The 20,296-nt window shown below is 67.3% G+C and carries 20 protein-coding genes; 10 read left to right on the top strand and 10 right to left on the bottom strand.

Going from position 1 to position 20,296, the window contains the following annotated elements:
* Nucleotides 1-60: 60 nt before the first annotated feature.
* The 5 genes from M4D77_RS09285 to M4D77_RS09265 all read right to left on the bottom strand — a co-directional run bounded on the left by M4D77_RS09285 (nt 61) and on the right by M4D77_RS09265 (nt 5,139).
* Nucleotides 61-1,389, bottom strand: coding sequence for an alpha/beta hydrolase domain-containing protein (locus M4D77_RS09285; RefSeq protein WP_259936077.1), 1,329 nt, complete (start codon nt 1,387-1,389; stop codon nt 61-63).
* 8 nt (nt 1,390-1,397) lie between these two features.
* The gene (locus M4D77_RS09280) at nt 1,398-1,787 is read right to left on the bottom strand and encodes a carboxymuconolactone decarboxylase family protein (RefSeq protein ID WP_068972526.1); all 390 of its coding nucleotides are present in this window, start codon (nt 1,785-1,787) and stop codon (nt 1,398-1,400) included.
* Nucleotides 1,784-2,665 (bottom strand): NAD(P)-dependent oxidoreductase, encoded by an 882-nt coding sequence (locus M4D77_RS09275; RefSeq protein ID WP_058252402.1) that lies wholly within the window; start codon nt 2,663-2,665, stop codon nt 1,784-1,786. The genes M4D77_RS09280 and M4D77_RS09275 overlap by 4 nt, the downstream gene beginning before the upstream one ends.
* Nucleotides 2,662-3,402 (bottom strand): SDR family oxidoreductase, encoded by a 741-nt coding sequence (locus tag M4D77_RS09270; RefSeq protein ID WP_065629688.1) that lies wholly within the window; start codon nt 3,400-3,402, stop codon nt 2,662-2,664. The genes M4D77_RS09275 and M4D77_RS09270 overlap by 4 nt, the downstream gene beginning before the upstream one ends.
* A gap of 270 nt (nt 3,403-3,672) precedes the next feature.
* Nucleotides 3,673-5,139 carry an aldehyde dehydrogenase gene (locus M4D77_RS09265; RefSeq protein WP_259936076.1) on the bottom strand — a complete coding sequence of 489 codons (1,467 nt, stop codon included), beginning with the start codon at nt 5,137-5,139 and terminating at the stop codon, nt 3,673-3,675.
* A gap of 64 nt (nt 5,140-5,203) precedes the next feature.
* Between M4D77_RS09265 and M4D77_RS09260 the strand changes: the two genes are divergently transcribed.
* The 8 genes from M4D77_RS09260 to M4D77_RS09225 are packed head-to-tail and all read left to right on the top strand — an operon-like array spanning nt 5,204 to nt 12,176.
* Nucleotides 5,204-5,785, top strand: a complete 582-nt coding sequence (locus tag M4D77_RS09260; RefSeq protein WP_033206302.1) for a TetR/AcrR family transcriptional regulator — start codon at nt 5,204-5,206, stop codon at nt 5,783-5,785.
* Nucleotides 5,785-7,029: a cytochrome P450 gene (locus M4D77_RS09255; protein ID WP_259936075.1), complete on the top strand. Its 1,245-nt coding sequence runs from the start codon at nt 5,785-5,787 to the stop codon at nt 7,027-7,029. The genes M4D77_RS09260 and M4D77_RS09255 overlap by 1 nt, the downstream gene beginning before the upstream one ends.
* Nucleotides 7,029-7,841: an SDR family oxidoreductase gene (locus M4D77_RS09250; protein WP_259936074.1), complete on the top strand. Its 813-nt coding sequence runs from the start codon at nt 7,029-7,031 to the stop codon at nt 7,839-7,841. Before M4D77_RS09255 ends, M4D77_RS09250 begins: the two co-directional genes overlap by 1 nt.
* Nucleotides 7,838-9,205 (top strand): cytochrome P450, encoded by a 1,368-nt coding sequence (locus tag M4D77_RS09245; protein WP_259936073.1) that lies wholly within the window; start codon nt 7,838-7,840, stop codon nt 9,203-9,205. The genes M4D77_RS09250 and M4D77_RS09245 overlap by 4 nt, the downstream gene beginning before the upstream one ends.
* Complete coding sequence (locus M4D77_RS09240) at nt 9,205-9,396, top strand: ferredoxin (RefSeq protein WP_058252397.1); 192 nt, start codon at nt 9,205-9,207, stop codon at nt 9,394-9,396. Before M4D77_RS09245 ends, M4D77_RS09240 begins: the two co-directional genes overlap by 1 nt.
* A 54-nt stretch (nt 9,397-9,450) precedes the next feature.
* A complete protein-coding gene (locus M4D77_RS09235) occupies nt 9,451-9,996 on the top strand; it encodes a hypothetical protein (RefSeq protein WP_058252396.1) in 546 nt (181 codons plus the stop codon).
* A gap of 6 nt (nt 9,997-10,002) precedes the next feature.
* A complete protein-coding gene (locus M4D77_RS09230; protein ID WP_065629684.1) occupies nt 10,003-11,271 on the top strand; it encodes a hypothetical protein in 1,269 nt (422 codons plus the stop codon).
* Nucleotides 11,268-12,176, top strand: a complete 909-nt coding sequence (locus M4D77_RS09225; protein ID WP_259936072.1) for an SDR family NAD(P)-dependent oxidoreductase — start codon at nt 11,268-11,270, stop codon at nt 12,174-12,176. The genes M4D77_RS09230 and M4D77_RS09225 overlap by 4 nt, the downstream gene beginning before the upstream one ends.
* Nucleotides 12,177-12,451: 275 nt before the next feature.
* Here M4D77_RS09225 and M4D77_RS09220 read toward each other — a convergent pair whose 3' ends face one another.
* On the bottom strand, nt 12,452-13,450 hold the full coding sequence (locus M4D77_RS09220) for an NAD-dependent epimerase/dehydratase family protein (RefSeq protein WP_259936071.1): 999 nt from the start codon (nt 13,448-13,450) through the stop codon (nt 12,452-12,454).
* A gap of 3 nt (nt 13,451-13,453) precedes the next feature.
* Nucleotides 13,454-14,506, bottom strand: a complete 1,053-nt coding sequence (locus tag M4D77_RS09215; RefSeq protein WP_396266564.1) for a phosphotransferase family protein — start codon at nt 14,504-14,506, stop codon at nt 13,454-13,456.
* 249 nt (nt 14,507-14,755) lie between these two features.
* Between M4D77_RS09215 and M4D77_RS09210 the strand changes: the two genes are divergently transcribed.
* Nucleotides 14,756-15,619, top strand: a complete 864-nt coding sequence (locus M4D77_RS09210; RefSeq protein WP_068971220.1) for a mycofactocin-coupled SDR family oxidoreductase — start codon at nt 14,756-14,758, stop codon at nt 15,617-15,619.
* Between the two features lie 3 nt (nt 15,620-15,622).
* Here the strand turns inward: M4D77_RS09210 and M4D77_RS09205 are convergent, their stop codons facing one another.
* The 3 genes from M4D77_RS09205 to M4D77_RS09195 form a co-directional block, all read right to left on the bottom strand.
* Entirely contained in the window at nt 15,623-16,756 is a 1,134-nt protein-coding gene (locus M4D77_RS09205; RefSeq protein ID WP_259936069.1) for a TIGR03857 family LLM class F420-dependent oxidoreductase, read from the bottom strand.
* Complete coding sequence (gene fadD1 / locus M4D77_RS09200; RefSeq protein ID WP_058252389.1) at nt 16,753-18,342, bottom strand: fatty-acid--CoA ligase FadD1; 1,590 nt, start codon at nt 18,340-18,342, stop codon at nt 16,753-16,755. Before fadD1 ends, M4D77_RS09205 begins: the two co-directional genes overlap by 4 nt.
* A gap of 307 nt (nt 18,343-18,649) precedes the next feature.
* Nucleotides 18,650-19,111, bottom strand: coding sequence for a hypothetical protein (locus tag M4D77_RS09195; RefSeq protein WP_259936068.1), 462 nt, complete (start codon nt 19,109-19,111; stop codon nt 18,650-18,652).
* Between the two features lie 103 nt (nt 19,112-19,214).
* Between M4D77_RS09195 and M4D77_RS09190 the strand changes: the two genes are divergently transcribed.
* Nucleotides 19,215-20,126, top strand: coding sequence for a PaaI family thioesterase (locus tag M4D77_RS09190; protein WP_259936066.1), 912 nt, complete (start codon nt 19,215-19,217; stop codon nt 20,124-20,126).
* The last annotated feature ends 170 nt before the right edge of the window (nt 20,127-20,296 follow it).

Below are 20,296 nucleotides of genomic sequence, written 5' to 3'. Positions count from 1 at the left end.
GCACCGTTGGAGTCATGGTGATTTTCAAACCGCCGCGCGCCGAGACGAATCGGCGGACGGTCAGTTCGGGATCAGGTCCGGATTGGCGTCGGCGAGCAGCTCGTCACGGTCCTCGGCGAGGACGAATCCGCCGGCGATGGCGGCGTCAGCAGCGTTCCGGTAGTGCTTCTCGTATTCGTCGCGCGTTCCGTACCGGGCCGCCAACGCGTCGGCGGGGACCGGGAATGTCGTGCCGAACAGCAGGCAGATGCGGGAGACGGGGTCGGCGACGATTCCGCTGAGGACCTGGGTCGGTGCGTCGACGCACGGCGTCCGGACCCCGCCCCGGACGTTGCCGATGTCGTCCAGCTCGAACACGGGGTCGGCGCCGTCGATGTCCCGGAGGGTCAGCGGGTCGGCTGCCGGCGGCGGATCGCCACCGTCGGCCCAGGATCGCAGGTGCCGCAACGCAGCCCGCAGGACGAAACGCTGCTGACCCCGGTTGACGGGGTCGGGGCAGCCGAGGAACTCCTCGAAGTCGCCGACCTGGTGCAGGTCGGCGTGGGACGTGCCCGCCATTTCCCACACGCGTAACCGGTCGGAATCCGGTTGCCGCGCAGTGTGATAACGGAAGTTGGTCAGGACGTCGGTCTCGGTCTGCACCACGAACACCGGTGCGTCGAGGTCGGTGCGGATCGTGGTGGGCTCGCGCCCGAAGACGGTCGCCACGTCGATGCCCGAACCGACCTCGGCTGCGGGCAACCCGGCGGCCGCGCGGCTGTGGATGAGGTATCCGTCGAACGGCGCCGCATCCGGGCCGATGGCGTTCACGTAGGTCGTCAGGGCCATCGCCGACTGTGATTCGCCGATCGCGAGCACGGTGGCGACCGTCAGGCCCGCGAGGGGATGGTCGGCCCCAGCGGTGTCCCGGGCGGCGCGTCCGATCGAGCTGAAGATGTCGTAGCAGTAGGCGTCGCCCGGATGGTGGAGTCCGGCATACCGTTCCGGGTCCTTGGCGGCGAGACTCTGCGGCGCACCGGTCGCGACGCCGACCGAGCCCGTGCCGCCCTCCACTCCGACGAACTGGGCCGAGACCCCGATCCAGGCGTGCCCGGAACGGACCAGTTCAGCAGCCACATAGGAGTATTCGGGGGCGGCGTCGGCGCCACTGCTGACGTTCAGCCACTCGACGACAACGCAGCCGCTGAACGTCGCGGGCTCCGCTGGGCGTCGGACGACGACCCGGGTCGTGAACTCGGCGGCGGGTGCGGGCGGGTCCCCGACGATCTTCTCGGCCACCCCCGACGCCGCGTACTCGATGTCGGTGTATCCGGCCGCGGCGAGGTCGGGGAGGGGAGAGGCGCTGAGCAACGAACACCCGTCGCCGCCCTGTAGGACTCGAAACCGCATAAGTCGACTCACTTCTTCTTCCGGTGCTGCTTGATCACCTCACCGAACATGAAGTGCATCTTGGTGCCCTGCGGCCAGCCTACGTAGTAGCAGAGGAAGAGGCTGATCTCCTCGAGCTGCTCTGGGGTGAGCTCTCCGTTCCCGAGTGCGGCACCGGCCTGGATCTCGGCGACGTCGATGTTGTTGCTCGCGGCGAGCGCGCCGAGCAGGAGCAGCCGGCGGTCACGGTTGGACAGACCCTCCCGGGCCCAGACGTTGCCGAACACCTGGTCGGCGGTGTGCGCGAAGTAGTCGCCCGGACCGTCGCTCACCTCCCAGCCGTAGACCTCCGACATCTTGGCGAGGCCGCGCCTGCGCGCCTCGTCGGGTGCGTCGTCGGAGATGTGGGAACGGGTCATGCTGGTTCTCCTTCGAGGTGGGGGACACCGAGCCCGGTGGCCAGGTTCCGCAACGCGAGCTGCCCGAGGGGCAGGTCGACGCCGAGTTCCTCACCGAGTGCGAGTGCGAGCGTCAGGTCCTTCTCGCCCAGGGTACGGACGCCGGCAAGGATTCCGTACCAGGGATCGTCGCGCTCGACGGGAGCGGTGGTGTCGCGCAACATGATCGCCCCGGCCCCACCGGTCACGGCGTCGGAGTGCCGGACCACCTTGCCGAGCTTGGTGATGTCGATGCCGGCGGCCTCGGCCAGTCGAGCGGCCTCGGTGGTCGCGGTGAACGAGATGAAGTGGAGCAGGTTTCGCGCCAGCTTCATCCGAGTACCCGCGCCGACCTCGGGACCCGCGTGGACCAGCATGTCGGCGGTGAGCGCGAACGGCTCCTTCAGCTTCTCGTACGCGTCCCGCGGTCCACCGACCATGATCGCGAGGCGGCCCGACGCCGCACCCATAGCACCACCGGAGATCGGTGCGTCGAGCAGTGTCACCTCGCGCGCCGCGCACAGATCCGCCAGTTCGACGGCGGTCTCCGGCGCGATGGTCGAGTGGACGGTGATGACGGTGCCCGGGCGAGCTGCCGACAGCAGGCCGTCCGGACCCGCGACCACGGTTCGGACCTGCGCGTCGTCGAGCACGCAGATGCCGATGATGTCGGCCGACGCGGCGAGATCGGCGAGCGATTCCGCAGCGGTGGCGCCCTTCTCCACGACCTTCGCGACGGCGTCGGACGACAGGTCGAACACCGTCAGCCCACCCGCCCAGGCGGCCAGGCTCCCGGCCATCGGCCCACCGATGTTGCCGAGTCCGACATACCCCAGACGGATGGGGGACGACTCGCTCATGAGCGGATGACCTGGCCGCCGTCGACGTTGAAGATCTGACCGGTGATCCACCCGGCCTCGTCGGACAGCAGGAACAGGCACATTCCGACGAGATCCTCGGGAGTGCCGAAACGCTTCAGCGGCAACCGGTTCACGATGTCGGCGACCATCTCCTTGGGCGTCGTGCTCCGGGTCGCCTCCGTGTCGATGGGTCCCGGGGCGATCGCATTGACGCGGATGTTCTGCCCGCCGAGTTCGGTGGCGAGCTGCTGGGTCAGGCCGTTGACGCCGACCTTGGCCAGCCCGTAGAAGCCGCTGTACAGCCATGCGGCGGTCGAGGACTGGTTGACGATGGCGCCGCCGCCGTTGGTCATGTGCGGGTAGACCGCCCGGGTCACGTTGAGTGCACCATCGAGGTTCACGCTCATGAACTTCTTGTAATAGTCCCAGGGCACCGTGATGAGGAAGTCGAGTTTCATCCCGCCGTAGATCGCGGCGTTGTTCACCAGACCGTCGATCGAACCGTAGGCGTCGACGGTGGCGGCGGCGAGCGCCTTCGCCGAATCCTCGTCTGCGACATCGGTGCTGACGTACAGTCCGCCGATGTCGGCCGCGACCTGCTTGCCCTTCTCGTCGGCGAGGTCGGCGACCACGACGTTCGCGCCCTCCGCGGCGAGGGCACGCGCATAGGCCTCGCCGATCCCGCCGGCGGCGCCGGTGACGATGATGGTCTTGTTCTCGAAACGCTTAGAACTCATTGTCCTGCTTTCTGTGTGGATGATGTGCTGGCCCTTCGTGGCTCGCTTCGCTCGCACCTCAGGGGGCGGGGGCAACGGCTCGGTTTGTCGCACCTCAGGGGGCGGTCGAATCTGCTCCCTGAGGTGCGAGGAGCGATAGCGCGAGGCTTTTGCTCCCTGAGGTGCGAGGAGCGATAGCGCGAGGCTTTTGCTCCCTGAGGTGCGAGGAGCGATAACGCGAGGCTTTTGCTCCCTGAGGTGCGAGGAGCGATAGCGACGAGCCTCGAAGGGTCACGCCGGGCGGGCGACGGCCTTGGTCTCCAGGTACTCCTCGAAACCGGCGACACCCATCTCGCGGCCGATGCCCGACTGTTTGAAACCGCCGAACGGGACGTCGGCGGAATACCAGATGCCGCCGTTGACGCCCATCGTCCCGGTACGAACTCCGTTGACGACCTTGTTGATCCGGTCCTCATCGGTCCCGTAGACCATGCCGGACAACCCGTACGGCGAGTCGTTGGCGATGCGGATCGCGTCGTCGTCGCCGTCGTGGGGGATGATCACGAGCACCGGGCCGAAGATCTCTTCCTGCGCCACTCGCGCCGAGTTGTCCAGACCCGAGATCAGGGTCGGTTCGACGAAGAATCCGGCGGGCCTGTCGGCGGGACGGCCGCCGCCGATCTCGATCGTGCCGCCCTCACTGGTGGCGAGTTCGATGTAGGACTCGATGCGCTGGCGCTGCCGGGCCGAGATGACCGGTCCGCAGATGGTGCCGCCGTCGGTCGGGTCCCCGGCGGGCAGGCCGGCCATCGCGTCGCGGGTGGCCGTGATCGCCTCATCGAGGCTGCCGCGCGGCACCACGAGACGCGTCGTGATCGCGCACCCCTGGCCGGCATGGGTGACGACGTTGAACGCGGCCATGGCGCAGGCGGATCCGATGTCGGCGTCGTCGAGGACGATGAAGGCCGACTTGCCGCCCAGCTCCAGGAACACCTTCTTCAGCGACTCGGAGGCGGCCGCCATCACCTTCTTGCCCGTCGCGGTGGAGCCGGTGAACGAGACCAGGTCGACGCGAGGGTCGGTGCTGAGCTGGGCGCCGAGCTGATGGTCGGTCGAGGTGACGATGTTGAGGACGCCCGGCGGGAAGTCCGTCTCCTCGGCGACCACCTTGCCGACGAGCGCCGCACACCACGGGGTGTCGGGCGCGGGCTTGAGCACCACCGTGCACCCGGCGGCGAGGGCGGGTCCGATCTTGGCGAAGTTGATCTGGTGCGGGAAGTTCCACGGGGTGATCGCGCCGACGACGCCGACCGCCTCCGAGCGCAGCTCACGGTGGTTCTTCAGTCCCATGGGTTTCGCGGTGCCGAGGTCGCGAGTCCACTCATAGCTCTCGGCGAGGTCGGCGAAGTAGCCCAGATCGGTGACCGGTCCCTCGAACTGCGGGCCGTGGGTGAGGAACGACGGGCACCCGACCTCGGCGATGGTGAGCTCGCGGAGCTCATCGCCGTGGGCGAGCAGTGCGTCGCGCAGTTGACGCAGACAGCGTGCGCGCAAGGCGTGATCGCGCGACCAGTCGGTGGTGTCGAAGGCGGTGCGCGCGGCCGCGATGGCGGCATCCATGTCGGCCGCGGTGGCGTCGGCCGCCTGCCCGATGACCTCCTCGGTCGCGGGATTGACGACGTCGAAGACGCCACCGCTCCCGGGGGTGAGCTTGCCGTCGATCAACAGATCCGACGCGGATTCGGGGCGAAGAGACATGAGCTGGAACTCCATCTGGACAGGTGTCTGGACTCGCGTTCAAACCTAGTGTAGCGTGGCTCACATGTCCAGCCCCGTGTCCCAGGAATCCACTCGTCGCAGGCTGACCCAGCAGCAGGCGGAGACGGTCACACGCCTCACCGATGCCGCGGTCGACGTGCTGAACGCCGAGGGTTTCGACGGTCTGACCGTGCGGTCGGTGGCCAAGATCGCCGGGGTCGCGCCGGCTACCGCCTACACCTACTTCTCGTCGAAGAGTCACCTCGTCGCCGAGGTGTTCTGGCGTCGCCTCTCGGCCGGGGTGCTCGAACCAGATCCCGGTGCACCGCGGAGTGAGCGCGTCGCGCAGGTGCTCCGCGAGGTCGCGCTGGTCGTGGCCGGCGAGGGGCAGCTGGGTGGTGCGGTGACGGTGGCCCTGCTGGGCAGTGACCCCGACGTCGAACACCTGCGCGTGCGGATCGGCGCATTCATCCGGCGTCGTCTCGCCGCCGCCCTCGAAGAGGACCCGGAGAACCCGGGCCCGCTGCTCGACGCCCTGGAGATGATCTACTCCGGCGGCCTGGTCTACGCCGGTATGGGGCACATGACCTACGAGCAGACCTCCGAACGTCTTGTCGCAGCCGCACATCTACTGATGGAGAAGTGATGACCGAAACGACGGCGGTGTCGGGGATGGAGCACGAGCTCCCCTTCGACCCGTATGCCTATGGTTTCCACGAGGATCCCTACCCGACCTATTCCCGTCTCCGCGCGGAGGCGCCGGTCTACTACCACGGCGGGATGAACTTCTGGGCGCTCGCCGGACACGCCGACGTCCGTGCCGCATTCCGTGACACACAACGACTCTCGAACAGCTGGGGCGTGTCGATGGACCCCTCGGCGTACGGTCCCGACGCGCACAAGTCGATGTCGTTCCTCGCCATGGACGACCCCAAGCACATGCGTATCCGCAAACTCGTCTCCAAGGGCTTCACGCCTCGCCGCGTCAACGAACTCACCGGCCGGATCACCGCCCTCACCCATCAGCATTGGAGCAGATGTCTCGACAAGGGCGAGTTCGACTTCGTGCACGACTTCGCCGCCCTGCTCCCGATGGACGTCGTGTCCGAACTGCTGGGAGTGCCCGAAGCCGATCGCACCCGGCTGCGCCACCAGTCCGACCTGCTGTTGCATCGCGAGGACGGCGACCTCGACCTTCCCGAGGCGGCGGTGTACGCGTACATCGAACTGCACAAGTACTATTCGGAGCTCATCGCCGACCGGCGCAAGAACCCCGGCGAGGATCTGGTCTCGGCCCTCATCGCGGCCGAGATCGACGACGACGAGACCGGTGAGAAGACGAAGCTCACCGAGGACGAGATCGTCGGGTTCATGGTCCTGATGGTGGTGGCGGGCAACGAGACCACCACCAAACTGCTTGCCAACGCCCTGTATTGGGGCTGGCGCAATCCGGACGAGCTCGCCAAGGTCTTCGCCGACCCGGAAGTCGTCGTCCCGGACTGGACCGAGGAGACGCTGCGCTACGACAACTCGACGCAGATCGTCGTGCGGCGGGTGATCGAGGATGCCCCTTATGGCGACTTCGTGATCCCGGCGGGCGAGCGCGTACTCCTGCTCGTCGGTTCGGCGAACCGCGACGTCGAGGTGTTCGGCGCCGACGCCGACCGGTACGAGATCGGCCGCGACTGCGCCCAGTCCCTGATGAGTTTCGGCCTGGGCGCCCACTTCTGCCTCGGGGCGCACCTCGCGCGCCTCGAGGCCAACATCGGCCTGACCGAGGTGATCAAGTCGATCCGGGCAGTGGAGATCGATGCCGACAAGGCGGTACGGGTCCACTCGGTGAATGTGCGCGGCTTCGCCGAGCTCCCGGTGAAGGTGACGGTGCGCTGATGGCTTTCCGTCCTCATCCCGAGCGCCGACCGGTCCTCGTCGCGGGTGCGTCGTCGGGAATCGGCGCCGCCACGGCCGAATTCCTCTCCGCTGCGGGCCATCCCGTCGCCCTGGCCGCCCGCCGGGTGGAGAAGCTACAGGAACTCGCCGACAAGATCGCGGCCGCCGGCGGCGAAGCCGTCGCGGTACCGTTGGACGTCACCGACGAGCAATCCGTGCTCGACTGCGTGGCGAAGGCCGAAGCTGCTCTCGGACCGTTGGAGATCGTCGTCGCCGGTGCGGGCGATCTCGCAGTCGGACTATCTTATAAGACCGATACCGGCCATTTCGCGGATCAGATCAACATCCATCTCACCGGCGCCTACCGGATCTACCGCGCGGTGATCGGCGGCATGATCGACCGAGCCCGCGGTGATTTCGTGTTCATCGGTTCCGATGTGGCGATTCATCCGCGGCCCTGGTCGTCGGCGTATGTCGCAGCCAAGTCCGGCATCGATGGGCTGGTGGCGACCATTCAGCTCGAGCTCGAGGGAACCGGTGTCCGTGCGGGAGTCGTGCGGCCCGGGCAGACCCTCACCGGCATGGGGATGAACCTCGACCCGAAGACGACCGAGAACATGCTGAACGACTGGATCACACACGGTCTGGCCCGTCATGGCAACTTCCTCTCGCCCGAACACATCGCGCAGGCCGTCGCCGCCATGGTGACCATGCCTCGCGGTGCGCACATGCGGTCGGTCGAGGTGGAGGCCGAAGGCGCAGTCAGCGACAAGAAACGACAGGCAGCACAGGAGAAGGGGACGGATGGATGACCGCCATCACCGAATCAGGCCTGAAACAACCGAATCGCGTCTCGGGTGGCGAGGGCGAACACGGACATCTCGACGAACTCGCCACCGATCCGCTCGCACTGTTCTGGCGCGTGCGGGAGGAATGCGGGGACGTCGGCATGTTCCAACTCGCCGACCGTGAGGTTGTTCTCGTCTCCGGATCGGCCGCGAACGAGGAGTTCTTCCGCGCCCCGGAGGAGGACCTCGACCAGGCCGCCGCCTACCCGTTCATGACACCGGTCTTCGGCGAGGGCGTCGTGTTCGACACCAGTCCCGAGGAACGATCCAAGGCGATCCGCAACTCGGCGCTCAAGGGCGCACACATGAAGCAGCACGCGGTGACCATTCCCAACGAGGTCGAACGGATCATCGCCGAGTGGGGCGACGAGGGCGAGATCGATCTGCTGGACTTCTTCGCCGAGCTGACCCTCTACACGTCGTCGTCGTGCCTCATCGGGCGGAAGTTCCGGGAGCGGCTCAACGGGCACATCGCCCACCTGTTCCACGATCTCGAGAAGGGCACGGACCCGATCGCCTACGTTGACTACAACGCCGACATCGAGAGCTTCCGCAAGCGCGACGAGGCCCGGGCCGAACTGGTCGAGTTCATCCAGGGCGTGATGGACGAACGGATCGCGAATCCGACCGAGGACAAGGAAGATCGCGACCTGATGGACGTCCTCGTCCAGGTCGGATTCGACGCCAACACCATCACCGGCATGTTCATCTCGATGATGTTCGCAGGCCACCACACGACGTCGGGTACCGCCGCGTGGACCCTCATCGAACTGCTGCGCAATCCCGACTACATGCGGCGCGTGTACGAGGAACTCGACGACATCTACGGCGAGACCCCGCCCGGCGAACGTCCGGAGTACACCTTCGCCCACACCCGTCAGATGCCGCAGCTCGAGAACGCCCTCAAAGAAGCGCTGCGGCTGCACCCCCCGCTGATCATCCTCATGCGAGTGGTGCAGAACGACTTCCACGTCGAGGACTTCGAGGTGAAGGCCGGGCAGTCGATCGCCGTCTCGCCGGCGATCTCCAACCGGCTGCCCGAGGACTTCCCCGAGGCGGACACCTTCGACCCCGACCGTTACGACAAACCGCGGCAGGAGGATCTGGTCAATCGCTGGACCTGGATCCCCTTCGGCGCCGGTCGTCACCGTTGCGTCGGTGCGCAATTCGCGATCATGCAACTGAAGGCCATCTTCTCGGTGCTGTTCCAGAACTACGAGTTCGAGATGTTGCAGCCGCCGGAGAGTTACCGCAACGACCACTCGAAGATGGTGGTCCAGCTGCAGCAACCCTGCCGCGTCGCCTACCGCAAGCGTCAGGACGCGTGATGCGCGTCGAGGTGGACCTGGACCTCTGCCAGGGACATGGGATGTGTGAGCTCGAGGCGCCCGAGGTCTTCGCCGCGCACACCGATCATGTGGAGATCCTCGACGCGACCCCCGACGAATCCCAGCGCGCCGAGGTCGAGGCCGGCGTGCACTACTGCCCGACTCAGGCCCTTCGGATCATCGAGGACTGAGCTCCGACCACGTCGCCCACGCAAGACCCGAACGATCGAATAAAGGTGGAACACATGTCTTTTGACCGTGCCGAACTCGACGAGATGAAGGAGCGGTGGCTCGCCGCCAACATCGAGGCCGAAAAGGCGGGGGACTGGAAGCCCCTGGCCGACTTCTACACCGAGGATGCCACCTACGGGTGGAACTACGGCCCCAACAAGGATTTCATGGCCGTCGGCCGCGAGGAGATCCGCGAGCTCGCCCTCGGACAGGAGATGGAGGGTCTGCAGGGGTGGGAGTACCCGTACCAGGCCTGGGTCATCGATGACCAGACCGGCGACATGATCGGACTGTGGAAGCAGATCTACGAGGGCACACGCGACGACGGCAGCCACTACGCCCTCGAGGGCATCCAGGGTAGCTGGTTCAAGTACGGAGGAAACTTCCAGTTCCGTTGGCAGCGTGACTTCTTCGACTACGGCAACGTCTCGGCTCTCTTCATCGAGATGATGAAGAACAACGCGATGAGTGAGCCGATGCTCAAGCGTGTGGAGAAGTCGGCGCCGGGTGATCTGCCGGGTTGGTACGACTTCGGCAAGGCCCCGGTCGCGTTCTGGTGAACTGACATGACTTCCACAGCCCCGACCTACCAAGGTCTGAGTCAGGATCAGCTCGCCGTGCTCGTACCGGAACTGCTGCTGTCGGGTCAGATGATCGACCGCAGCGGCATGGCGCATCTCATCAGCGCCTTCGGCAGGGACGTGATGGGCAAGGTCGCCATCGAGGAGTGGATGGCCGCGAGTCCGGTCTACACGCATCGCATGCGCACGGCCCTGGGTATCGACGGCGACGGTGTCGAGGACATGTTCAAGTGTCTGCAACTCGACATCGGTGCGCCACCCCAGTTCATGGACTTCCGATACCGCATCGACGACGAGTACCACGGGTCGTTCGTGCTCGATCACTGCGGCGCGCTGCTCGACGTCGAACCCCTCGGCGACGACTACGTGACCACCATGTGCCACGACATCGAGGACCCCACCTTCGATGCGACGGCAATCGCGACCAACCGGCGCGCACGAATCCGTCCGGTTCATCGCCCCCCGCGTCGACCGGTCGATCGCACGCCGCACTGTGAGTGGACGGTCACGATCGAACCGGATCGAGACGAGCTGCCGCTCCCACCGGATTCGGTCGACATGTTCGAGACGAGGGCCGGTCAACTCGTCCTGTCGGCCATCGACACCACGGAGACCGACGGCTGGGTCGACTACCGCGGCCCGCTCGTCGAGGATCTGCAGTTCGCGGAGTGGTCGACGTCGGCTCTGGTGCGGGTCGCCGAGGAGGTTGCGCTGCAACACCAGTTGCTGTCGCTGGGCTTCCTCGTCAGCCTGCGCAGGTATGCCGAGAGCGAGGCGCAGACCACCGAGATCTTCCGCAAGCAGCTGATCGGCATCGCCGGACTCGCTGCCGACCGGATTCGCGTCGCGCTCGATCTGTCCGCCGACGCCGCAGGTCTCGCCCAGGTACTGGCACTGCATCCGTGTTTCGGTCCGACCCAGTACACGGGACTCACCGCAGAGGCCGACGGGGACACGGTCACCGTCCGAATCCCCCGGGAGTCCGATGCGATGACCGACGGCGGTTGGACGTCGATCCTCGATGTCGACCACGTCGAACCGTTGCAGGCGGCGGCGACCGCCGTCGATCCGTATCTCGTCGTCGCGGACGCGACCGAGGCCGACGGCGATCTCGTCGTCCGGATCACCAAGGCGGACACGCCGCAGAAGGAGTACGGTGAGGTGGCCGTCGCACGCTTCAGCGGGGGCGCGAGTTTCGAATTCGTCGACCGCGGGCGGTCGATCCCGATCACGCCGGTGGGCAGCTCGGCGTGACGTCGGGCGGCGGTTGGTCACCTGGCGGCGCGGGACTGGGGGGCCGGGTCGCCGTTGTCGCAGGCGCGACCCGCGGTATCGGACTGGCCGTCTCGTATGCGCTGGCCGGACAGGGAGTCTCGGTCGTCGTCAACGGTCGCGACGGACAGGCCGTCGACGACACCGTCGCCGAGATCCGCGGCGGCGGCGGATATGCCGTGGGCGTTCGCGGGTCCGCGGGTGACGACGGAGTGGCGCAGGCGATGGTCGAGGCGGCGCTGGCGGAGTTCGGTGCCCTCGACATCGCCATCAACTGCGCCGGCATCGCCGAACCTCCCGGTTCGACGGTGCTGACGATCGCTTCCGACGAGTTCCGCGAGCAGATCGACGCCCACCTGATGAGCGCCTTCCATCTCCTACAGGCCGCGGGGAGGGTGTTCGTCGAACAAGGATCGGGGTCGGTCGTGCTCACGGGTTCGGCGGCCTCGCTCGGAATGTTCGGTGGCAGCGGCTATCCCGCGGCGAAGGGCGGCGTCAACGCACTCGCCCTCGCCGCGGCCGCGGACCTCCGGGATCATCACGTACGCGTCAACGTGGTGATGCCGGGAGCGAAGTCGAGGTTGTCCTCCGGCGACGACTACGTCGCCCACATCGAAGGACTCCATCGTCGCGGAATCCTCGACGACCCCACGCGCGACGCGGCGCTCGATCCCGCCCCGCCCGAGTACGTCGCCCCGCTGTACGTGTTCCTGGCCAGTGACGCGGCCGAGCACATCACCGGCGAGATCTTCAGCGCTGCCGGTGGATTCATCGGCCGGTTCGAGTCGCAGCAGGCGAGTTTCGTCGCTTACCGCGACCACAAGGGCACCTCGCCCTACAGCCTTGACGAACTCGCCGACATCCTGGCCGGGCCGGCGGCTCCCTGAGTTCAGAGAATTCAGCCACTCGCATCGCCCGCCATGCCGCGCATACCGGGGTGCGTCTCCCCGCGCCGGCCGAGCCTGTCGAGGTCACCAGGTGGCTTCGACTCGGCGCCTCGCTGCGCTCGGTGCCGGCTCAACCAGCGGGGGTGGGGTTGATCGTCGGTCTTGCTGCGCTCGGAGCGGGCTCAACGAGCGGGAGTGGTTCGGTGGCGGCTCGACCAGCGGGGGTGGTTCGGTACCGGCTCAATTGGCGGGGGCGGGAGTGGTTCGGTGCCGGATCAACCAACGCGGCGGACGGCGCGTCGTTCGAGCCAGAAGCGGGCACCGTCGGCGATGGCCTCGGTCACCGGGCGTGGATGCCATCCGAGGTCGCGTTCGGCCTTGCCGTGGTCCATCTCGGACATGAAGTGCATCAACCGGACCGAGGGGATCGTCAACTGCACCGGCTTGCGCGTCAGCGTCGCTCGGGCGGAACCCACCGCCCCGAAGGTGTACAGCGCAGCGCGGTTGAGAACGACGCGCGGGGGCTGACGACCGGCGGTCGCGGCGGCGATGGCCACGATCTCACCGGTGTCGATGGACCGCTCGGAGACGATGTAGCGTTCGCCGACCTCGCCGCGGTCCGCCGCGAGGAGCAGCGCCTGCGCGGCGTCGTCGATGCCGACCGACTCGGCGCGACAGCCGCGGACGGTGAACGGTAACTTGCCCAGCGCCGCACCGGCAACGAATGCGCCGTGGGGAGTTGGTTGCCAGTCGCCGGGTCCGTAGGTGTTGGCGACGCACATCGCGAGGGCGGGTACCGCGTCGTCCTGCGCTCGACGCCGCACCAGGTCCTCGGCGGCCACGCGACTGCGCACATACTCGGGAGCCCGCGCGGCCCAGTTGAACACATCGTCCTCCGTCGCCCGACGGCCGTCCACCCGCCCGATGGTCGCCGCGGTGCTCGTGAACACGAACTTCCGCAGTGACATCCGGGCTGCGACGTCGAGTACTGAACGCATGGCCTCGACGTTCGTCCGGTACAGCGGTGCCGGATCGCGCAGCCACGCGCGCGTGTCGACCGCGCAGTGGAACACCACGTCGCAACCGGTCATCGCCCGCGCGACGGCGTCGGCGTCGAAGAGATCGCCGGTCACGTAATCGACGCCGAGACCGGCCAGGGTCCGGAGGTCACTGGTGGGCCGGGTGAACACCCGCACCTCGTCGCCCGCGTCCACGAGCTGCCGAACGAGATGAGAACCGAGAAACCCGTTGCCCCCGATGACCAGTGACGGCACGGTTCACAGCCCTCCGGGTGCGAGATCGTCGATCGCGGCTGCGCTGCGGGACAGCATCGCATCGAACATCGCGTTGCCGCGCTCGGTGGGTTGTGCAGCGGCGGAGCCGAACACGATGATCAGCGGCGCCTGGATCAGGTTGCCGACGTAGTCGTCCCAGCAGTTGTCGAGCGTGTAGTCGCCGACGCCCGCGGTGACCAGCGCCCGATGATACGAGGCGACGATGCCACGCTCGTGCCGGCGCCGATCATCGGTGGTCAGGCTGGTACTCAGCAGGAACGCGATGTCGCGCAGCGGGTTACCGGTGGTGATGGTCTGCCAGTCGATCACCGTGACCTCACCGGACGGGCCGAACAGGACGTTGTCGACCCGGAGGTCGCCGTGGATCAGGGTGGCATTGTCCAGCGGGGCGACCAGCCACTGGCCGGCCTCACGGACGAGCCAGTCGACCGCCGCCGACGACGGACCGGCAGGGGCGAAACGTTCGCGATAGACCTCAGCCATCGGCGCGAGGATCGACTCCATCACTTCCCGGTCGGCGTCGGTGGGCAACGGCATCTCGGCCAGCAGGGTCGGATCGTTCCACCGGGGAGCGTGCAGACCGGCAGTCGCCACGGCTACCGCCTCGGCCTGCGCGGGTGTGCAGCCGGCGATCTGATCGCCCTGCACGGCCGCGCCCATGTCCTCCAGCAGAAGTACGAACTCGGTGCCGCGGTCGGAGATGGTCGCGGCGAAGCAGTCTGGCATCGGCACCGTGAACGACCCGGCGAGGTCGCGGTAGAAGCGCACCTCGTTGCGGAACACCCCCGATCCGAACTCGCGCTGGTCCGGTGACCCGGTCGCGAGCTTCGCGATCATGGTGTCGGGCAATGTCGCTGGGCTGTCGTGCCCGAGGTGGAGGCGATAGGAACCCGCCATCTGCCCGGTTCCCACCGGTTCGGCACCGACCGACTCTACGCTGACGTCGTGACCGTGAGAGCGGAGGAATGAGGTCAACCACGTCGGGGTGAGTTCGTCTATGCAAGTCGGGATTCCGACGGTGTCCGGCACGGGCACGCCCTTTCGATCGAGCTGCGCGGGCCGGGCCGATGTGACCGGGCTCACCCAGGCCGCTGATCGGACACTACCGAGGAATTGGACTGGTGTCCAGGGAACCGGCGCGGCGGTGTGCAGCTGTGCAGGCCGGCCACGCCGGGCGACCTTGCGAACAGCAAATCCATTCCGCCACACGAAGGATGGCCGTCGGCTAGGCTGCGCGGAGACGCGGCGGCCGGACTCGTGGCCGCCGGGACGAGGAGAGCGCGAGTGAGTACCAGACTCGACGGGAAGGTCGCACTCGTGACGGGCGCGGCACGGGGTCAGGGGCGCAGCCACGCCGTGCGGATGGCCGAGCAGGGCGCCGACATCATCGCCATCGACATCTGCGATCAGATCACGACGGTCAATTACGCCATGAGCACGCCGGACGACCTGCAGCAGACCGCGAAGATGGTCGACGCGACGGACAGTCGGGTGATCGCGAAGATCGCCGACGTCCGCAGCCGGGACGCCCTGCAGGCCGCGATCGACGACGCGGTGGCGCAGTTCGGCAGACTCGACATCGTCGTGGCCAACGCCGGTATCAGCCCGCTCGGGCCCGAGAGTCCCTCGGTCACCTGGCTGAACACGGTGTCGGTGAATCTCGGTGGGGTGATCAACACCCTCGAGTTGTCTCTGCCGCACCTCGAAGCGGGTGCATCGATCGTCTGCATCGGTTCGATGGCCGCGTTCATGCCGTCGTTCGAGTCCGCGCAGGCCGGGCCGGGTGCAGGCGGTTACGGCCACTCGAAACGAGCGGTGGCGCGACTCGTCAACGACCTCGCCCGGCACCTGGCGCCGAAAGGTATTCGCGTCAACGCGATTCATCCCGGCAACGTCGACACCGCGATGGTGCATCACGACGAGATCTACCGGCTGTTCAGACCCGATCTCGAGAAGCCGGTCTACGACGACGTCAAGGACGTCTTCGCGTCGTTGCACGCGATGCCGGTGGACCTGCTCGCGCCGGAGGATGTCACCGAGGCGGTCCTCTACCTGGTGTCCGATGCTGCCCGGTACGTGACCGGTCAACAGCTCCGGGTCGAGGCGGGCGCGTTGCTGAACTCGGTGCCACCCGGCGTGCCCGACTGACGGTCACTGAACCGGTGGTCCCGCAACCGAACCCGGGTTCACTGGCAGAGCCGGCAAGGCGGGTCGTATCGACCGGTACGCCGTCAGCACCGACAACAGTTCCGACGGCGCGGCGCCGTGCATGATGACCGAGTCGACTCCCAGGTCGAACTGGCGCGCCACGGCGGCCGCGCACTGTTCGGCACTGCCGACCGCGCTGTCGGCGACCCACGACGCCGGGATGACCTCGGCGAGCCGGGTGAGTTCGTCGGCGGTGGCAGTGGCGTCGATCGGCCCGCGGGCGCCGGCGAAAGCCGGACTGTCTCTGATTCGTTCGAGATCATCCCCACGCCATCCGTTGGCACGCATCAGGACGTCCGGATACCCCTGGAGATAGGTCGCGAGCCGGCCGTACAGACGTCGCAACCGGTCGTCATCACCGAGATGGTCGGGCACGGTGGCCAGTACCGACCAGATGCGCACCGAAGCGGGGTCCCGACCGGCCTCGGCGGCCGCCGCCCGGACGGTCTCGACCGCGGCGATGGTGGCCTCGTCGGAGAAGAACGTGTGCAGGACGACACCGTCGGCGATGCGCCCGGCAAGACGTAAGGTGTTGGGCGACATCGTCACGAGCAGGATGGGGACCGGTGGAACCGCGACACCGAGGTTGAGGTAGTCGTAGGTGCCGAGCGGGCCGTCGTGGCCCAGGATCATCTCGCCGCGCCAAAGGGTGCGCAACACCGAGGCGGCGTCGGTGAGCTGGGCGCTCGTGACATCGGGAACTCCGAGAACCTGCCACTGTGCGGCGAATCCACGACCGAGGCCGAGCGCGAAGCGACCACCCGTCATGGTCGACAACGTGGCGGCCATGGACGCGGTGATGATGGGGTGACGGGTGTTGTGGTTGGTCGCGGCCGTGGCGACGCCCATCCGGCGACTCGCCGCCGCGAGACCGCCCGCGAGTACGGCCGCGTCCTTCACGTTGAACCGCTCGGAGACGAAGGCGGCACCGAAGCCCGCGCGGTCGGCGAGCCCCGCTTCGTCGGCGAGTTCGGCGGGATCGACCGGATGGCGCGAGAGTGCGTAGTAGCCGATCTCCGGAAGCGTTTGCTGAGGGACGGATTCCGGTGTCGGTATGGTGGCCGCGGTCGAGGTCATGCCTGTGCGGCGACGGCTTGTCGGTACACGCGGGACCGCGGCTCGCGCACCCAGAGTGTGCCCGTGCCGGGGACGGCTCCCTCGGATTTCAGGGTGCGCTTGAGGATCTTGTTCGTTGCGGTCGTGGGCAGGTCGTCCTCGATCCGGACATACGTCGGCCACGCTTTCGGCGACAGGTCGGCCTGTGCGGCAAGCTGTTCGGCGAAGGACTCCGGGGTCAGCTCGACGCCGTCCTGCAGGACAACGGCGGCCATCACCGCATCGCCGACGTGGTCGTCCGGAACGGCATACACGGCAACGCGATTGATCTCGGGAACGCGCAACAGCACCCGTTCGATCGGTCCGGCGGCGAGGTTCTCGCCGTCGACGCGCATCCAGTCGCCGGTCCGGCCGGCGAGGTAGATCCAGTCGTCGGCGTCCTTGTACGCGAGGTCGCCCGACCAGTACATCCCGTGGCGGAGACGCTCGCTGGTGGCGTCGGAATCGTTGTAGTAGCCCATGAACATCCCGCCGCCCTCGATGTTCACCAGCTCGCCGATCGCGTCGTCGGCATTGATAAGCGCTCCGCTGGAGTCGAATTCGGCACGCGGGCATTCGGTCAGCGTCGACGAGTTGTACACGGCGACGTTCGGGAAACCCTTGCCGATCGAACCGTGCGGCGTGCCGGGCTCACGGGTGATGATGATCGCCAGCTCGGTGGAACCGAAGCCGTCCCAGACGGTGCAACCGAACCGGCGCGAGAAATCGTCGATGTCGCGGTCGGTGGCCTCGTTGCCGAACGCCACCCGGAGCGGATTGTCGGCGTCGTCGGGCCTCTCCTCGGTGGCCAGGATGTAGGCGAGCGGTTTGCCCACGTAGTTCATGTACGTCGCGTTGTAGCGGCGGATGTCGGCCAGGAAGGTCGAGGCGGAGAACTTGGCGGGCGCGATCGCGGCACCGCCGCACAGTGCGACGCAGTAACCCCCCATGAGCGCGGCACTGTGGAACAGGGGCATCGACAGGTAGCAGACGTCGCCGGGGCCGATGTCGTATTTGTCGGCGAGCACCGGACCCGCGAACGGCATCATCATGTGCGCGAACTGGACCGGCTTGGGGTTTCCACTGGTCCCCGAGGTGAAGATCAGCATGAACGTGTCCATCGCCCCGGGTACCGAATGCGGGGTCAACTCCGCGGCGCCGGAGAGCATCTCGGCCCACTGCGGAGTAGAGGTGTCCAGCACCGTCACGCCGGGTAGCTCCAAGCCATCGAGGAGAGGGCGGTGCTCGGCGTCGGTGAGCAGGATCTGACAGTCCGCGCGCACGATGTCGGCCGCCAGACCCTCACCGCGGCGAGTGTTGTTGATCCCCGCCGTCACGTAACCGCCCAGCGCGCCGGCGGCCAGGGCGATCAGCATGTCCGGCGTGTTTCCGAGCAGCACGCCCACATGTAGCGGACGCTCGGTGTCGGCGATGCCGAGAATCGCCGACGCGGCGCGTTCGGCGTCGCGAATGTACTCGCGCCACGTCCATTGCCGACCCTCGTAGGTGATCGCGAGGTTGTCGTCGTCGGCGCGTGCCTGCAGGAGCTGGGTGACTGTCTCGGCCATGCGGCAAATCTAGAACGTGTTCACCGGACGTGTATACAGATTTGCGAGATTGTCTACTGCGGTACCGGAGGGGGTCGCCGTGACCTTTGAAAGAACACTCGTGAGCGTCTGATCTCCATGCTCCCTGAGGTGCGAGCGAAGCGAGCCACGAAGGGTGTAACAACGTGTCTCGCCGGCCCTTCGAGGCTCGTCGCTTGCGCTCCTCACACCTCAGGGAGCACGGGTTACGGGCTTCTTTCAGATCAGGGAGCAGGGTGGGTGGCTCGCGCCCTCCCGCTCAGCGGAGTGTATTGTGGTCGGCTCGGCGTCAGCGCGTGAACGATCCGCTGCCCGGGACGACCGTGAAGGTCTGGTCGCCCTGGCCGAGGATCGTCGTGGTGAACTCGACCGATCCCGCTCCGGTCGCAACGGCGACCCCGTCGGACGGACGTCCGTCCGCACATGCGGCGAAGACCTCGTCGCCGGATGCGCCGGTCGAGGTGTTCTTCCAGGTGATCCCGACGCGCGCATCCTTCAGATTGGTGGCGCAGGACTCGGTGGGCGTCGTGTTGAGCGTGATCAGCGTGACCCCGGGTTCGGTGGCCGAGGCGAGGATGCTCGCCACGAAACCGCCCGTGATGCCGTTGGCGCCGACGGTGACTCCGGCGTTGGGGACCTGCTCCACGCTGAGGGGTCGTTCCGCGGGTGCGGCGGAGGCGGTGCCTGCTCCTGCGCCGAACGCTCCCACTGCCGCAATCGCCCCGATCGTCGCCACAGTTGTGCGTCGCATCTGTCTCTCCCGTCACTTTGGACACGTACGCAGCCAGACTACGGGAGTGAGATTGGACTCTCCAATGCTAGATCGGCGGTACATCGCTGATAGAAGGGATTTCATGAGCCAGCCGCACGATCCCCTGTCCGCGTTCCACCTCGGCGACATCTCGGTGTCGGAGTCGGGGGTGCGGTCCTCGCAGCGGCTGTGCGCGCGGTTCGCCGACCATCGCGGCGTGATCGAGTTGCCGGCGCTCGCCGTGCTGTTCGATCACAGCGGCGGTATCCCGTTCCATCGCATCCACGACGACCCCGCCGCGGCGACCCTCCAGGCACGCCTGACGATGTCCACGCACGGTCGCGCAGAAGTGGGCGACCTGGTCGCCGCACGGGCCGAGGTGGTCATGCACGACGACGCCTGGGGTTCGACGTCGGTCGAGATCCGCACCGGTACCGGGGACCTGTGCTGCGTCGGGACCGCGCGCAACGTCCGGGTCGGCCGTGCCCCGACCGGCGCCACCCCGTCCGCCGAGATCGGTGTCGCGACACCGCGATGCAGCGACGATGACGGGTCCGTCCTGCCCGAGCCCATACCCGCCGCGCTGTCCGGGCGGGCCGTGGTCGAGGAGATCGCGTCGAAGATGCGGGAACCCGGCCCGCTCACCGACATGCTCAACGGCCGCGTCGAGGTGATCGACGGCACCACCGACCGTGAGTCCGGCATCCGCTTTCGCAGCGCCACCGAACCGTGGATGGGCAACATGTTCGGCACCATGCACGGCGGCGTCATCGCCACCATCGCCGGCCAGGCGGCATCGTTCGCCGGGCATCTGCATGCCGGTGCCGGGCAGGAGCACTCGATCGGGGACATGGCGATCGGTTTCTACCGTTCACCTGCTGTCGACGGCAGTGAAGTGGTGGTCGAGGTGACGCCGATCAAACTCGGCCGCCGCATCTCGTCCTTCGAGGCGACGATGACCTCCTACGACGACGTCCTGCTGAGCCGAGCCACGGTCGACATCCACTACCGCTGATCGCAGTTGGGTCGTCGACCGGCCGAGCAGCGTCTATCGGGCGTGGCGAGGTTGCCGCGTCCGTCGAGGTCACCTTGTGTGCTCGGGTCGCCGAGTGGCTTCGACTCGGCGCCTCGCTCCGCTCGGTGCCGGCTCATAGCTCCTATGTCAAGCGGCGGCGGGTGTTGGGT

The organism is Gordonia sp. p3-SID1431 (assembly GCF_025143765.1).
GTDB classification, from domain to species: Bacteria; Actinomycetota; Actinomycetes; order Mycobacteriales; family Mycobacteriaceae; genus Gordonia; species Gordonia hongkongensis.
This window is presented reverse-complemented; position numbering and strand designations above follow the sequence as displayed.